Source organism: Methylomonas sp. BG-2 (genome assembly GCF_057766305.1).
This window is the reverse complement of record NZ_JBYMAP010000104.1, coordinates 1-14,898: the sequence shown is the minus strand read 5'-3', so window position 1 is coordinate 14,898 and position 14,898 is coordinate 1. Positions and strand designations below refer to the sequence as shown.

Here is a 14,898-nt window from a genome sequence, read left to right as displayed (position 1 = left end):
AGCGGGAAACAAGACTCTGTCTATATGCCATACTCCGCCGCCAATCACGATGAGAAGTTAGCAGGTTTGCGGAAAGTCACAAGTCAACCGCTAAGACTTTTCGCTAGTGCCGCGCCTTCAGGGAAGGTTTCGTGGATGCCGTTCTACGGGGAGCAAGTGGATTTCTTCACTCCGGCGTGCCGATCGAATGGGTATAGCCTCGCCAGCTCAGTACCTATGAAACAGGTTTTAGCGCGGGGCTGGCGATCCGCAAAAAGGGGTTGCCCGAGAATCCCCGCGTCGAGCGGCGCGTCCCACCGATCGAAAGCGACAATCTTGCCTGGAAAGACGCCGGCGGTTCGCGAGGAGATTGGAAGCGAAGCATCCCCGGACGCTCCCCAACCTCAACCGTCTGCTGGACTATTATTCTTGCTAGAATCGCTCCAGCCATCGCCAAACCAGGAGACTTCAGGATTGTTATCGACACTGCGCTCCCATGCGAAATGCCTGTTGTTGTTTGTACTCTGGTGGCAGATGGCCGCCGGACAGGCCCGCATTGCGGTCATCGTTCACCCCGACAGCGGCTTCGCCGGCATGTCGCGCAAGCAAATCGTCGACATTTATTTGGGCCGGCTGGTGAGCCTTCCCAACAATCGCATTCCGCTACCGCTGGATCAACAAGGCGGCTCGCCGTTGCGCGAACGTTTTTACGAAGCGTTGACCGAAAAGCCGTTGGCGCAAATCAATGCCTATTGGGCCCGGCTGATGTTCAGCGGCCGCGCCACGCCGCCGCGCATGTTGCCGGACAGCGCCAGCGTGCTGGAAACGGTATCGCAAAACCGCGACGCCATCGGCTATGTGGAAGACGACAAAGTCAGCCCATCGGTACTGGTTCTGTTTTATCTTGAATGATCTGGAGTCCCGAGATGAAAATCAACACGCTACTCCGAGTCGCGACCGCTGGACTACTGTTCGCGGCGAGCAGCCGAGCGGAATGGAATATCGACCTGAGCGACGAATCCCGATTGCGCATCAGCGGCTTCGGCACATTGGGCCTGGCGACCAGTGACCAATCGCAAGCCGAATTGACGCGCGACATTGCCGATCAGGAAGGGATCGGCAGTAACAGTTTGCCGCTATCGGCCGATAGCCGCCTGGGTTTGCAGATCGACGCCATTATTAATCCGCGTTGGTCAGCCACCGTACAGGCGGTTTTGAAGGACAGGCCGTCTCAAAGCATCGAGGAAAGCCTGCAGTGGGCCTTCATCAGCTACCGGCCCGACAGCCATTGGCAGTTGCGGATTGGCCGGGTCGGCCTGGACATGGGACTGGTATCCGACCAACGCAACATCGGCTACAGCTATACCTGGGTCAGGCCGCCGATCGAGTTTTACGGTCGTTTGCCGTTGTTTCATTTCAACGGCGGCGACGCAAGCTACAGCTTCGACATCGACAACCTGAGTATCAGCATCAAGACCTTCGCCGGCGAAGCCTCGCCGTATTACCCGGCCCGCCCGGATTACAACATCAACATCTCTCCGCTGTGGGGCGGCAACGTGAATTTGCGCTGGCAGGACTGGCACGCTCAAATGTCGTACGTGGGCACCCAACTACATAGCGATCATCCCGGTCTGACCGAATTGCGGCGCGCGATCGATCAACTGGGCGCGGCCGGGTTTTATCCGGACGCCAACAACTTGAGCAGCCGCTACATCCTGCGCGGAACTCAGAATCACTTCCTGTCCGCCGGCTTGAGCTACGACGGCGATCCGTGGCGGGCGCAACTGGAATTCGGCCATCTGTTTCACGGCAACGGCTTTATCACCGACCTTTACATGATCTACGCCAGCGTCGGCTATCGGTTCGGTTCGGTCACGCCGTTTATCGGCTACAGCAGTCTGTGGCCCTCCGAACAGCGGCCGCAAGTGCCTAGCCCGCTCCCCGATCCCCGCCTGCAAGCCGCGGCCGAGACACCCTTTGCCGAAGGTTATTCGAATCAGGAAACCCTATCGGTCGGCGGGCGTTGGGACTTTTACAACAATCTGGCGTTGAAATTACAGTACGATCTGGTGCATGTCCGCAATCATAACGGCATCGGCCTTTGGCATACGCAGGCCGCCGGACTGCCAACCCCCGCTGAATTTTCCAATCTGTTTTCGGCGACGCTGGACTTCGTTTTTTAACGGTCCAGCGCTCTCGCCGCCCTTTTCAAGCCGCCACCATGAAACGTCACGTCGTCCACAGCCTTAAGATCCGTTTATCGATCCGGGTGTTCCTCGGCATGTTGGTGCTCAGTGCCGCGATTGTGGCGGGCGCGTATTTCCTGACCTTTAAAGACGCCGAACAGGACGCCAGACAACAAACCGGCGAATTGGTGGATGCGATGGAATATTCGGCCGCGATCGCGCTGTACGCCAGCGACGCGCGCATCGCCGACGATGTGGTGCGCGGGGTTCTGCGCGGCAGTTTCGTGGCCTCGGTGCGCTTGGCCAACGACAGCGGCCTGGATGTCAAGCTGGCGAAGGCGCCGGACGCCCCGGACCAACCGATGATCACGCGCGCATTGAAATCGCCGTTCGATAACGACGAGACGCTGGGCCAGTTGCAAGTCGCCCTGCATCCGCCGGCGATTCACCGCCGCGCCGCCGCCAGTGCCAGAAACATGGCGCTGGCCTTGGGCGGAATCGTCGTCTTTCCCACCCTGCTGTTTTGGGTAGCGATTAGCCGTCTGGTGACTACGCCCTTGCTGAAATTGTCCGCCCAGCTTGCCGCCATTACCCCCGGCGACCAGCAACGCGTGAGTCTGAACGGCGACCGCCAGGACGAGCTGTCCGGGCTGACCGAAGACATCAACGCCTTGCTCGGCGCCGTGTCGGCTTCGATGCGGAAAGAGCGCCGGCTGCGGCAACACGTCGAGGCATTGGAAAAGCAGTACGAAGCGATCTTTACCCAAGCTTCCACCGGCATCCTGCTGCTCAACCCGGATGGCCAATGCCTGATCGCCAATCCGGCGGTCAGTCTGCTGTTTGAGGATTGGCCGCATGCCGTTGACAGCGTGTTCTCGCTGTTGCCCAATTGGGAGGCCCGGCTGTTTTCCGAACCCGACGAATTCCGGGCCTTGCTGGCGCAAGCCGCGTCGACCCAAATCCCGCAAGCCACGGATTTGCGCCTGCAACGCCAGAACGACGACGTGCGCGAGTGGATGCATTTGCTGGTGTCTTGTTATCCGCATCCTGAACACAAACTCGTCGCCGAATGCCTGTTCATCGACATCAGCAAACGCAAGCAGCAGGAAGACGAAGCGGTCTTTCAATCGCACCACGACACCTTGACGCAGTTGCTGAACCGCCGCGGTCTGGAGGCCCGGATAAACCTGAATTACGCATCCAGGGAAAACGACACGATATGCTTGCTGTTGCTGGATCTGGACCGCTTCAAGCAAATCAACGACCGCTGGGGGCACTTGGCCGGCGATCGGGTGTTAATCGAGGTCGCCAAGCGGATGAAGAATTTGGTGCGCGGCGCGGATCTGCTGACCCGCCTGGGCGGCGACGAGTTTTTGATTTGCTTGCGCCGATCGCGTAGCGAACTGGGCTTGCACCAATTTCTGCTGCGCTTGATCGAAAGCATCAGCGCCGATATCGAAATCGAAGCGGCTAATCGCGATTACGTGGGCGCCAGTATCGGCGTCGTCGAGTACCCCAAGGATGGCTCCGATTTGGTCGGCCTGCTGCACAAAGCCGACATCGCGCTGTACGAAGTCAAACGCCTGGGCCGCAACGGTTACTGCTTGTACAACGACTCCGGATTGTCGCCGGTTCTGATCGCCCGAGAGGACAGCGCCAACCCGGCACCCGAGCGCGGCTAAACCCTAGCCCCGGCGGCGTTGCTCGGCCCCCCTCGGCCGAACCCGCCCGTTCCCTGCTTGCCAGGCCGGCGGATACACCCGAAACCACCGCCGGCCGGATCGGCGAGCCGGTTTCGTGTTTAGCGGCGGTAGCCGCTATAATGTCCGGCTTTTTAGACCCGCCCCAGCCGAATTTCGCCACGCGACTGACGCCCATGACTTTATTGCTGAAATACCTCTCGTCCTGCTGGTTTCTGAACGACCCCACCGAACTAACCCCGCCGAAATCGTTCATGTGGAAGAACGTGGTGTTTTATTTCATCTCCGGCTGCATTGTCGAAGGCTTGATCGCGGACCCGGCCGACGGCACGCTGGAAGTCACCGGCCGTACCATCATGGCCTTTAGCACCGTCGCGCTACTGCTGTTAAAAGAAAAGCAGTGGCCGCGCTTCAGCCAGTTGTACACCTCGATTTTCGTCTGCGAGAACTTCATCATGACCCTGGCGGTCATGGCCGAGGGCTTGGATTTTTGGCTGGTGATGAAGCATTACGCCCACCGCGAACAAGTCGGTATCGGTCTGGCGGTGTTCTTGGTGGTCTGGTATATCGCCATCGTCAGCTACATTTTTCGGCGCTTTTTCGCCTATCCGACCGGTGTCAGCATTGCCTACGCCTTTAGCTATTTTGTAATGACCTACGGCATCCCGATGCTGTTGATGGATATTTAACCGGGTACGGCAAGCTTCCCAACCGAAGCTTGGACTTCTAATCCCACGCTCGCCGCCGATTGGCATAACCCCACCACAGGCCCGATAATCCCGGCCTTTCATGTTTGCAAGCAGCCGATGAAATTCCAACTGAAAACCCGCGATGGCCAAGCCCGCCGCGGCCAACTCACCTTCGCGCGCGGCGTGGTCGAAACGCCGATCTTCATGCCGGTCGGCACTTACGGCACGGTGAAATCGTTGACGCCGGAAGACTTGGACGCACTCGGCGCGCAAATCATCCTCGGCAACACCTTTCATTTAATGCTCAGACCGGGCATGGACGTGATGAAGGCGCACGGCGATCTACACGACTTCATGCGCTGGCAAAAGCCGATTCTGACCGACTCCGGCGGCTTTCAGGTGTTCAGCTTGGGCGCGTTGCGCAAGATCAGCGAACAGGGCGTCACCTTCAAGTCGCCGGTCAACGGCAGCAAGATTTTCATGGGGCCGGAGGAGTCGATGCAGGTCCAGCGCGATCTGGGATCGGACATCGTGATGATCTTCGACGAATGCACGCCCTACCCGGCCACCTACCAGCAAGCCGCCGATTCGATGCGCTTATCGTTACGCTGGGCGGAACGCAGCAAGCGCGCCCACGAGGGCAACGACTCGGCCTTGTTTGGCATCGTGCAAGGCGGCATGTATCCGGAGCTACGTCGCGAGTCGATCAACGGGCTGACTCAAATCGGCTTCGACGGTTACGCAATCGGCGGCCTGTCGGTCGGCGAACCCAAGCACGAAATGCTGGCCACCTTGGACGCGATCATGCCGGACATGCCGCAACACACGCCGCGCTACTTGATGGGCGTCGGCACGCCGGAGGATTTGGTGGAAGCGGTGCGGCGCGGCGTGGACATGTTCGATTGCGTGATGCCGACCCGCAATGCCCGCAACGGCCACTTGTTCACCCGTTACGGCGTCATCAAGATCCGCAATCAGCAATATCAATTCGATACCCGGCCGCTGGACGAGGATTGCAGCTGTTATACCTGCCGCAACTACTCTCGCTCCTATCTCAAGCATTTGGACAAATGCAAGGAAATGCTGGGTTCGCGGCTGAACACGATCCACAATCTGCATTACTATCTGGAATTGATGCAAGGCATCCGCGACGCCATCGAAGCGGGCCGCTTCGACGAGTTCGTCAGGGAGTTTTACGAATTGCGCGGCGTGACGTTGCCGCATTGACCGGGAAACGATAAATCGTTGTCGGAGCGGCTTCAGCCGCGATCAAAGGGATATAATCGCAACCAAAACTGCTCCGACTCGATTGGCGGAATCCGGGCCAAAACGGCCCGGACGAACCCCGTGTTAGGCTTGATCCAGACCGAACGCGGTGTGCAACGCCCGCACCGCCAATTCCAGATATTTCTCGTCAACCACCACCGAAATCTTGATCTCCGAAGTCGAAATCATCTGAATGTTAATGCCTTCGTCGGCCAGCACCTTGAACATGGTGCTGGCAATGCCGGCGTGCGAACGCATGCCGACGCCGACGATGGACACTTTGACGATGGTGTTGTCGCCGATCAAGGTGGTGCCGCCACCCAACTCGCCGCGCAAGCCTTCCAACACATTTTTGGCGCGGGCGAAATCGTTGCGGTTGACGGTAAAGGTAAAGTCGGTGGTGCCGTGCGCCGAGATGTTTTGCACGATCATGTCCACTTCAATGTTTTCGGCGGCGATCGGTCCCAGGATTTTCGACGCCACGCCCGGCAAGTCGGCTACGCCGGTCAACGTCAGTTTTGCCTCGTCGCGATTGAAGGCAATGCCTGAGATTAACGCTTTTTCCATTTCTGATTCCTCATAGGTGATGAGCGTGCCGTTGCCTTCCATGAACGAAGACAACACCCGCAATTTGACGTTGTATTTACCGGCGAATTCGACCGAGCGGATTTGCAACACTTTCGAGCCCAAGCTAGCCATTTCCAGCATTTCCTCGAAGGTGATCCGATCCAGGCGGCGGGCTTTCGGCACCACCCGCGGATCGGTGGTGTACACGCCGTCGACGTCGGTATAGATGTGGCATTCGTCGGCCTGCAATGCCGCGGCCAGCGCCACGCCGGTGGTATCGGAGCCGCCGCGGCCCAGCGTGGTGATGTTGCCGTCCTCATCCACTCCCTGAAACCCGGCGACAACGACGACCCGGCCGGCTTCCAGATCGGCACGGATATTGGCTTCGTCGATTTCCCGAATCCGGGCCTTGGTAAAGGCGCTGTCGGTCAGAATCCTCACCTGCGGACCGGTATAAGACTTGGCCTCGACGCCCAGGTGGTGCAAGGCCATCGCCAATAACGCGATCGTCACTTGCTCGCCGGTGGACAACAACACGTCCAACTCGCGGTCGGTCGGTTGCGGTTGAATCTCCTTGGCCAGCGCCACCAAGCGATTGGTTTCGCCGCTCATCGCCGATACCACGACGACGATCTGATCGCCCTTGTCGTGGGCGGTTTTCACTTTCTCGGCGACCGCCTTGATACGTTCTACAGTACCAACGGACGTGCCGCCAAATTTATAAACGTACAATGCCATGTTTTTATTGACCTTTTGGCTTTTAGGCTTTTTTAATATGTCGCATCGCGACGGTTAAATTAATGCCGAAGCACTTCGGCGGACTTACCACTAAATTATGCTGCCTGTTGATGGTTCGCTTCGCAAGCATATCGATACAAGGTTTTAGGTTCAATATCAGCCGCGCCCTGATTAAACTCCAAACATCCCCAGTCCGGATCGATTCGGGCTGTGTGCAAGGCATCTTCATTTACAAATGAACCAATCAACGCTTTCAAGTCGGCCTGTATGATTTCGCCGCTTTCGAAGGTCAAGGTAAAACGGTAGCCGTCAATCTGTTCAATCTGCTTTAGTTTCATTTTGTTACTCCAATGGCGCAATACTATGAAAATTCTGGGTATCCCACATTTCTATCAGCTCATCCTGATGCAATTCCGCCCATTCTCTAACCAACTGCCGACATTTCCTAGGAATGCCACCGTCGATAATATTGAAATTCTCCAATTCCATCACCGCTTGGTACTCGCCATATTTGATATGAATATGGCGCGGCGGATGTTCTCGGTCAATCAAGAACATGCGGATGATAATTCCGTAAAATCGGCTGATTTCCGGCATTGAGTTGTTCTTTGTTTGCCCCTTATCGTTTTAATATGCTGACCTAACCTAACGGCAGGCGCAACAATAATGCGGCTATTTTGGAATTTTTATTCAGCAATGCCGAAAAAACGATATTGGTATCGACAATCACCGTTTTCATTTAATTTTTGCCAAAAACCTTTCTGATTCTCCCGCCACCAAGTTTCTTTCAGCTCGTAGGTGCTGAACAAAGTGAGGCACATCGATCGCGAACAATCCGCATCCCAGCGTCGGCTTAGTCCCAGTATGCAGCGCCGAGCACTGGAGGCGTTGGACAGAATAGGCCGATAGGGGCGAGGTACACGGATGTGCCGTGTACGCTAAGCGACATCTGAGTCGCCTGCTGACTCGTGCCATCCAGGCACTCGCACTCCGTGCGCCGTTGGCGTCCAAATCTGTTCCCGGTAGATTTGTCCTTGGATACTTTCTTTTGGCGAAGCAAAAATTCGTCTGGAACGAATTTGAACAGCCGATATGCTGGCCCGAAGGGCGAAAACCAGGGATGGTTTTCGTAGCGAAAGTATCTCGGCTGTCCGGCAGAACCAGACGTTAAATTAATCCGTCGCGATAGCGACACCTAAATCAAACACGACAGAAATACCAAACGACTTATTCCTGACCAACGAACTCGATCAATCCATACCCAAACCAACCATCCCATTATTTTTTGGAAAAAATATACTACCCCTGAAAAATTCTCAAAATGATCGTCGGCTGTCACCAATTCCGCTTTCTGCTGCCTAGCTGTCGCAAAAATTATCGCATCGGCAAAACTCAGTTTATATGGCCGAGACATTTCGGAAGCAAGCAATGCCAATGATTCGGTTAGTGCAACCACCTCGGCTTGCTGAGTGAGGGCCACAACTTACAGCGCAACGACCTCATTTTTCTCGCGGCAAATCCATTTATGTAATTCATACTGAATAGACGTTGGCACGATCAAATTTCCGTTATCGGTCAAATAAGGAGTAAATCGATCAGCCAGTATGCCGTCAGTTAACCACTCTATCCAGCCACAAGTATCGACGACAAATTTCATGCTCTGTCGTTGCGATCTCGAATATCTTCGGTATTAGCGCCTTTCAAGATGCCACGAAATGATGCTATCGATGGTTTAGGCACCAAAGAAATCAAATTGCCTTTCACCACTACATCAAACTGTTGCCCAACCTTAAAATTCAAGGATTCCAAAACTTCTTCAGGTATTGCGACTTGATGCTGTTCCGACAAAGTAACTTCCAACATACCGACCTCCAACCCAACTTACAAAAATACTTAACTAAACCGCTCCCTCACCCACTCCGGCACCGCCGCCAACGCCGCCGGCAGTCCGGCCGGATCGTTGCCGCCGGCTTGGGCCATGTCCGGCCGGCCGCCGCCCTTGCCGCCGACTTGGGTGGCGACGAAGTTGACCAAATCGCCGGCCTTGACCTTGTCCATCGCATCTTTCGAGACGCTGGCGATCAGGCTGACCTTGTCACCGCTGACCGTCGCCAGCACCAACGCGGCGCTACCCAGCTTATTTTTGAGTTGGTCGGCCAAGTCGCGCAAGGCTTTGGGATCGACGTCGTCAAGCTTGACGGCCAAAACCTTGACACCGTTAACTTCCACCGCTTGGCTGGTCATCTCGTCCCCGGCCGAGCTGGCCAGTTTGCCTTTGAGTTTTTCCAGTTCCTTTTCCAGATGGCGGGTTTTCTCCAGCAATTGCTGGACCTTGTCGGCGGTCTTGTCCGGCGCCGCTTTTAGCAGGCCGGCAATGCTGAGCAAGGCCTGTTCGCGGTGGGCAATCCATTCCAGCGCGCCTTGGCCGGTCACCGCTTCGACGCGGCGCACGCCGGCGGCAACGCCGGTTTCAGTGACGATTTTCAGCAAGCCGATATCGCCGGTGCGCTGCACGTGGGTGCCGCCGCACAGCTCGGTCGAAAAATCGCCCATCGTCAATACCCGCACTTCGTCGCCGTATTTTTCGCCGAACAAGGCCATCGCGCCAGCCTTGACCGCTTCGTCTTTAGCCATGATCTGAGCGCAGACGGCGTTATTGGCCCGGATTTGCTCGTTGACCAGACGCTCGACGGCGACGATTTGCTCGGCGCTCATTGGCTCGAAGTGCGAGAAGTCGAAGCGCAAGCGCTCGGAGTTGACCTGCGAGCCCTTTTGCTGCACGTGTTCGCCCAACACGGCGCGCAAAGCCGCGTGCAGCAAGTGCGTCGCCGAGTGGTTACGCTCGGTCGCCTTGCGGATCTCGGCATTGACACTGACTTCGCAAGCCATGCCTTCGGCAATCACGCCTTTGACGACTTTGCCCTTGTGCAAAAACAACTGGCCGCCCTGCTTTTGGGTGTCGCTGACTTCGAAAATGCCACCGGTGCATTCGATCAAACCGCTGTCGCCGACCTGACCGCCGGACTCGGCATAGAACGGGGTTTGGTCCAGAATCACCACGCCTTCGTCGCCGACTTCCAGGCTTTCCACCGCTTGACCTTTTTTGAACAAGCCGATGACTTGCACCGAACCGTCCAGATGCGAGTAACCGGTAAATTCGGTGACGCTGTCGTGGCGTATGTCCTGATCGTAGTCCGCAGCGAACTGGCCGCCGGCCCGAGCCCGGTCACGCTGGGCACTCATTTCGATTTCGAAGCCGGCGTGATCCACACTCAGGTTATGTTCGCGGGCAAAGTCGGCGGTCAAATCCACCGGGAAACCGTAGGTGTCGTACAGCAGGAATACCACGTCGCCGGGAATGACGTGGCCGTCCAGCTTGGCGACGCAGTTCTCCAGGATCTTCATGCCCTGGCCCAGGGTTTCGGCGAAGCGCTCTTCTTCTTTCTTCAAAACGCGCTCGACCTGCTCTTGAGCCTTGACCAATTCCGGATAGGCTGCGCCCATTTCGGCGGCCAGCGGAGCGACCAGTTTGTAGAAGAAAGTATCCTGTATGCCCAAGCGGTAGCCGTGGCGGATCGCGCGGCGCACGATGCGGCGCAACACGTAGCCGCGGCCTTCGTTGGACGGCAATACGCCGTCGGCCACCAAAAACGCGCAGGAGCGGATATGGTCGGCGATGACGCGCAACGAGCTGTTGCTCAAATCGCTGGTACCGGCCAACGCGGCGGCGGTTTTGACCAGATTTTGGAAAATATCGATTTCGTAATTGCTGTGCACGCCCTGCATCACGGCGGCGATGCGCTCCAGACCCATGCCGGTATCGACCGACGGCGCCGGCAGCGGCGTCAGGTTGCCGTCCTTGTCGCGCTCGTATTGCATGAACACCAGGTTCCAGATTTCGATGTAACGGTCGCCGTCTTCGTCCGGACTGCCGGGAGGGCCGCCGGCCACGTGTTCGCCGTGGTCGTAGAAAATCTCGGTGCAAGGGCCACACGGGCCGACATCGCCCATAGCCCAGAAATTGTCCTTGGCGCCGATCCGCGAGAAGCGGGTCGGGTCGATTTTGACTTCTTCCAGCCAGATCGCTTCGGCTTCCGAGTCCTCGTCGAACACCGTCACCCACAACTTAGCCGGCGGAATGCCCATTTCCTGGGTCAAAAAGTCCCAGGCAAAATTGATCGCATCGCGCTTGAAATAGTCGCCGAAGCTGAAGTTGCCCAGCATTTCAAAGAAAGTATGATGGCGGGCGGTGTAACCGACGTTCTCCAAATCGTTATGCTTGCCGCCGGCCCGCACGCAGCGCTGGCTGGTCGCGGCGCGGTTGAAATCGACTTTTTCCCTGCCGAGGAATACGTCCTTGAACTGCACCATGCCGGCGTTGGTGAACAGCAAAGTTGGATCGTTGCCCGGTACCAAGCTGCTGGACGGACGCACGGCATGGCCGCGCTGGCGGAAGAATTCCAAAAAGGCGGCGCGGATTTCGGCGCTGGTCATGTTTTTCATTGTGGTTAGGTCAATTAAATAATTTTGGTTTGGTATAAAAACGAAAAAGGCAATCCTAGTTTTCCGGGTTTTGAGATAATCGGCGACGAATCCAGGAAGGACTACGCCTTAAATCCAAAATCGCTAACACCATAATAAATTCATCGCTTAAGTCGTAATAAATCGCGTACGGAAAGCGTTTAGCCAACATTCTATAAACACTGAATTGTTTACCATGAATCCCAGCATATAAATTCAATGATTCGATATCCGCCAGCAAACTATCGAAGAAATAATCGCCAACCCCTATCTGATTTGCATCGTAAAACCTTCTGCCGCATTGCAAATCCATTTCGGCCTCGTCTAAAACCAGCAACTGCCTGATTTTCATCGGTTCCGGTCTTTCAATTCCCGCAACGTCAAAAACTTAGCCTGCCCAGAGCTAAGGCGCTGCACACGCTCATCCAAAATTTCCCGGTGCCACGCCGGTGATTCGGGCAATTCGGCTTCGTGGCAAAGACTATCCCAAATTTCTTCCATCAAATTCATGCGTTCGCTGACCGGTAAGGTTTTTATTTCACTGATCGTCATTGCAAGACCTCAAAATACGCCAATTTATACCGGGGCAGGAATTTGCCAACGGCGATATTCACTGTTCTGAATACTGTTTCAACCGAATTTTCAACGCCGCAAACACCAGCTTAATCGTCTCGCCGCTAAAGCCGCGCTGCTGCAAAAACCGGCTGCGCCTGGCCCATTCGTTCGGCGGCAGCGAGGCTTCCTCGTCATACTTACCCGCGTAAACGTCCAAGGCCAGATTCAGCCAGCCGCCCTGCTCCTCGGCTTGCGCATCCAAATCGGCGCCGGCGATGCCGCGCTGCTGCAATTCGTAAGCGATTCGTAGCGGCCCGTAGCCCTTGGCGATGCGGTCGCGGATGTAGCTTTCGGCGTAGCGCGCGTCGTTTTGCCAGTTTTGCCGGCTCAAATCGTCGATCACCGCCGCCACCTCGTCGCGCTCGAAGCCGCGCAGCGCCAGTTTGTCCAACAACTCGCGGCGGCTGTGTTCGCGGCGCGCCAGCAAGCGCACGCAAATGGCTTCGATGCGTTGGCGGCGTTCCAGCGGGTTGGCTATCGATTCGTCCGTCATTCGGCGCGGGCCGCAAAATGTGGTCATTATCACACAGATAGCCGCCCCCTTAAACCGGCAGACCGGCCCGATGCGCGCGGGCGCGGCGAGCGGACAGCGGCTATAATCGCGCTAGCAAACTGCGGGAGGCGGCTGATGAAGTTGAAAGATTGGTTCCGACATTGGGGCTTGACCAACATCAAGCTGACGGCAGGCTTTTTCGAATCGGAATGGCAGGCGCAAACCGCCGACCAGGACGCCGCCTGGGAATTGTACGTGGAAATGCTGACCCGCATCGTCACCCAGCCCTTGCCGGATCGCGACGGCGACGAGCAAGCCGCGCTGAACAGCGTGCACAGCCTGTTCGGCATCACCCGCGAGATTCTGCGCCGCCAGGGCCGCGACTGCGAGCAATTCAGCAAGGTGGCGATCGTGGTGCTGAACCAGATCGTCCGGCCGTTTACCGCCAAATGGCACAAACTGGCGCTGGCCGGCGCCTTCGACCAGCCGGAACGCTGCCGGGCGTTCCGCGCGGAACTAAAAGTGCTGCAACTGGATTTGCTGATTTACGCTAAAGCGCTGGCTGCGATTGCCCAAGTGGAAGACCTGACTGCGGCGGCCTTCGACGAGCCGGCCGACTGCTAAAAAATCGCGAGCGGCCTAACGGCCGCTCGAAAAGGAAAAAAACCAAACCGCAAAGGTTAAAAGTGCAAAGGACCTAGGGTAAGTCCTCGGCAAGACGGAAGCCAACGCGCCCGCCGCGGTTGTCGGCGTCTCCCCCGCCGCGGTTCGCCGAACGCAGCCCGACGGCACCGTTGAGCCAGGAACCGCCGCGCAGCACGCGACGGTCATTGTCGCCCGCGAGCCAGGCCGAGCCATCGTCCGGTGCGCCTTGGTAGTCTTCGTGCCAACCGTCTTGCAGCCATTCCCAGACATTGCCGGTCATATCGTGCAGACCATACACATTGACTGGCTTTAGCCCAACCTCTTGAGTTTTGCCGCTGGCATTTTCGATGAACCACGCATACTTTTCAGCCAAGCCGGCATCGTCGCCCCAAAAAAATTCGCCTCGATTACCCGCGCGGCAGGCATATTCCCATTCGGCTTCGCTCGGCAGCCGGTAAAGTTTGCCAGTCGTTTCCCGCAGCCAGACGGCGTAATCGCTGGCGTCTTGCCAACCGACGTTGATCACCGGCCGGCGTCCGCGCCCCCAGCCTTCGTCTTCGGGTTTGCTACGCCAGGTTTGTTCGGCAAACAGGTCGTATTCGGCAAACGTCACCGGGTATTTGCCCAGCTTGAAGGGTTTGGCGAAGGTGACGGTGTGGACCGGTTGTGTTTCGTCGTCTTGATTACCGCCCATAGCAAACGAGCCGGCGGGGATTTCGATCATTTCCGGTTCGAACGACAGCCTGTTGGCATCGATTAGCGCTAGGCTGTTTTCAAAGGCTTTGGCGGTGGATGTCGGTGCCGAGAATTGCGCTGGTTCGCCAAGCAAACGCTTGACCGATTTACACAAGGTTAGGAACTCACTATTAGCCTCTTCGCCACGCCAGTTGGAGAAATCCTCGGTATGCAAGCTGCGAAAGGCGATCGGCGGCTCGACGGTTTCGAACTTCAGAGGCAACAATATGCGGCGCTCCCGGCCGATGGTGGCTTCGCCGCGCACCCAGTCGGACTTCTTGGAAAGCCGGGATCAACCAACGATCATGCAACGGCATTGCGCAATGGCGTTTTCGATCACCTCGTCCAAATCTTCACCGATATGAATCGACGAACGGTCCCAAAACACGCACCAGCCTTGGCGCTCCAAGGCTTGCGCCAGGCGTTGCGCTTGGTCCGTGTCTTCGCGCACATAGCTTAAAAAGATACAGGCACTGGGTCCTCGTTCCCTATCGTTGTGTCGTTGGCAAAAGCGGCTGGGTTGTTCGGCCAGCGCGGTTCCGGCCGATTACTATCTCGAAAAACCGGCGCTACCGCAACACCGGCGATGCGTTGCTTGCGGGGTGGAAAACCGCCTGGCTTGCCGGATTGGTGCTGTGGTGGGAGTGGCCTGTTCCCTTCGACTCCGCTCAGGGAACGGCGCTCTAACCGGGGAACCAGCCAATCCCCTCAACTTAAGCCTAACAAGTAGATTTGTAGGCATGTTTTCGGTGAGGCTTGGGGTG

Annotated in this window: 18 protein-coding genes; 6 read left to right on the top strand and 12 right to left on the bottom strand. The window is 56.9% G+C overall.

Annotation, left to right across the window (positions count from 1 at the left end):
- The first annotated feature begins 453 nt into the window (after positions 1–453).
- From AC3B8H_RS11650 to tgt, 5 genes are all read left to right on the top strand, one after another.
- Positions 454–891, top strand: a complete 438-nt coding sequence (locus AC3B8H_RS11650; RefSeq protein WP_488441744.1) for a type 2 periplasmic-binding domain-containing protein — start codon at positions 454–456, stop codon at positions 889–891.
- 14 nt (positions 892–905) lie between these two features.
- The gene (locus tag AC3B8H_RS11645) at positions 906–2,162 is read left to right on the top strand and encodes a hypothetical protein (RefSeq protein WP_488441743.1); all 1,257 of its coding nucleotides are present in this window, start codon (positions 906–908) and stop codon (positions 2,160–2,162) included.
- Between the two features lie 38 nt (positions 2,163–2,200).
- Complete coding sequence (locus tag AC3B8H_RS11640) at positions 2,201–3,847, top strand: diguanylate cyclase domain-containing protein (protein WP_488441742.1); 1,647 nt, start codon at positions 2,201–2,203, stop codon at positions 3,845–3,847.
- Positions 3,848–4,041: 194 nt separating this feature from the next.
- A complete protein-coding gene (locus tag AC3B8H_RS11635) occupies positions 4,042–4,554 on the top strand; it encodes a hypothetical protein (RefSeq protein ID WP_488441741.1) in 513 nt (170 codons plus the stop codon).
- Positions 4,555–4,671: 117 nt separating this feature from the next.
- Positions 4,672–5,781 (top strand): tRNA guanosine(34) transglycosylase Tgt, encoded by a 1,110-nt coding sequence (gene tgt / locus AC3B8H_RS11630; RefSeq protein WP_488441740.1) that lies wholly within the window; start codon positions 4,672–4,674, stop codon positions 5,779–5,781.
- A 123-nt stretch (positions 5,782–5,904) separates the two neighbouring features.
- On the opposite strand, the gene AC3B8H_RS11625 is transcribed toward tgt, so the two are convergent.
- The 10 genes from AC3B8H_RS11625 to AC3B8H_RS11580 form a co-directional block, all read right to left on the bottom strand.
- Entirely contained in the window at positions 5,905–7,125 is a 1,221-nt protein-coding gene (locus tag AC3B8H_RS11625) for an aspartate kinase (RefSeq protein WP_488441739.1), read from the bottom strand.
- A 95-nt stretch (positions 7,126–7,220) separates the two neighbouring features.
- Positions 7,221–7,463 carry a DUF2442 domain-containing protein gene (locus tag AC3B8H_RS11620; protein ID WP_488441738.1) on the bottom strand — a complete coding sequence of 81 codons (243 nt, stop codon included), beginning with the start codon at positions 7,461–7,463 and terminating at the stop codon, positions 7,221–7,223.
- A 4-nt stretch (positions 7,464–7,467) separates the two neighbouring features.
- Positions 7,468–7,722, bottom strand: a complete 255-nt coding sequence (locus AC3B8H_RS11615) for a DUF4160 domain-containing protein (RefSeq protein ID WP_488441737.1) — start codon at positions 7,720–7,722, stop codon at positions 7,468–7,470.
- Positions 7,723–8,320: 598 nt separating this feature from the next.
- On the bottom strand, positions 8,321–8,605 hold the full coding sequence (locus AC3B8H_RS11610; RefSeq protein ID WP_488441736.1) for a PIN domain-containing protein: 285 nt from the start codon (positions 8,603–8,605) through the stop codon (positions 8,321–8,323).
- A gap of 3 nt (positions 8,606–8,608) precedes the next feature.
- Entirely contained in the window at positions 8,609–8,782 is a 174-nt protein-coding gene (locus AC3B8H_RS11605) for a PIN domain-containing protein (protein ID WP_488441735.1), read from the bottom strand.
- A complete protein-coding gene (locus tag AC3B8H_RS11600) occupies positions 8,779–8,988 on the bottom strand; it encodes an AbrB/MazE/SpoVT family DNA-binding domain-containing protein (RefSeq protein ID WP_488441734.1) in 210 nt (69 codons plus the stop codon). Before AC3B8H_RS11600 ends, AC3B8H_RS11605 begins: the two co-directional genes overlap by 4 nt.
- 30 nt (positions 8,989–9,018) lie before the next feature.
- The gene (gene alaS / locus AC3B8H_RS11595; protein WP_488441733.1) at positions 9,019–11,628 is read right to left on the bottom strand and encodes an alanine--tRNA ligase; all 2,610 of its coding nucleotides are present in this window, start codon (positions 11,626–11,628) and stop codon (positions 9,019–9,021) included.
- Positions 11,629–11,683: 55 nt separating this feature from the next.
- Positions 11,684–11,998, bottom strand: coding sequence for a type II toxin-antitoxin system RelE/ParE family toxin (locus tag AC3B8H_RS11590; protein WP_488441732.1), 315 nt, complete (start codon positions 11,996–11,998; stop codon positions 11,684–11,686).
- The gene (locus AC3B8H_RS11585; RefSeq protein WP_488441731.1) at positions 11,995–12,198 is read right to left on the bottom strand and encodes an addiction module protein; all 204 of its coding nucleotides are present in this window, start codon (positions 12,196–12,198) and stop codon (positions 11,995–11,997) included. The genes AC3B8H_RS11590 and AC3B8H_RS11585 overlap by 4 nt, the downstream gene beginning before the upstream one ends.
- 58 nt (positions 12,199–12,256) lie before the next feature.
- Positions 12,257–12,754 (bottom strand): regulatory protein RecX, encoded by a 498-nt coding sequence (locus AC3B8H_RS11580; protein ID WP_488441730.1) that lies wholly within the window; start codon positions 12,752–12,754, stop codon positions 12,257–12,259.
- A gap of 135 nt (positions 12,755–12,889) precedes the next feature.
- Between AC3B8H_RS11580 and AC3B8H_RS11575 the strand changes: the two genes are divergently transcribed.
- Positions 12,890–13,378 carry a hypothetical protein gene (locus tag AC3B8H_RS11575; RefSeq protein WP_488441729.1) on the top strand — a complete coding sequence of 163 codons (489 nt, stop codon included), beginning with the start codon at positions 12,890–12,892 and terminating at the stop codon, positions 13,376–13,378.
- A gap of 73 nt (positions 13,379–13,451) precedes the next feature.
- Here AC3B8H_RS11575 and AC3B8H_RS11570 read toward each other — a convergent pair whose 3' ends face one another.
- Entirely contained in the window at positions 13,452–14,399 is a 948-nt protein-coding gene (locus tag AC3B8H_RS11570) for a formylglycine-generating enzyme family protein (protein ID WP_488441728.1), read from the bottom strand.
- Positions 14,400–14,426: 27 nt separating this feature from the next.
- Complete coding sequence (locus AC3B8H_RS11565) at positions 14,427–14,600, bottom strand: toll/interleukin-1 receptor domain-containing protein (RefSeq protein WP_488441745.1); 174 nt, start codon at positions 14,598–14,600, stop codon at positions 14,427–14,429.
- Positions 14,601–14,898: the final 298 nt, after the last annotated feature.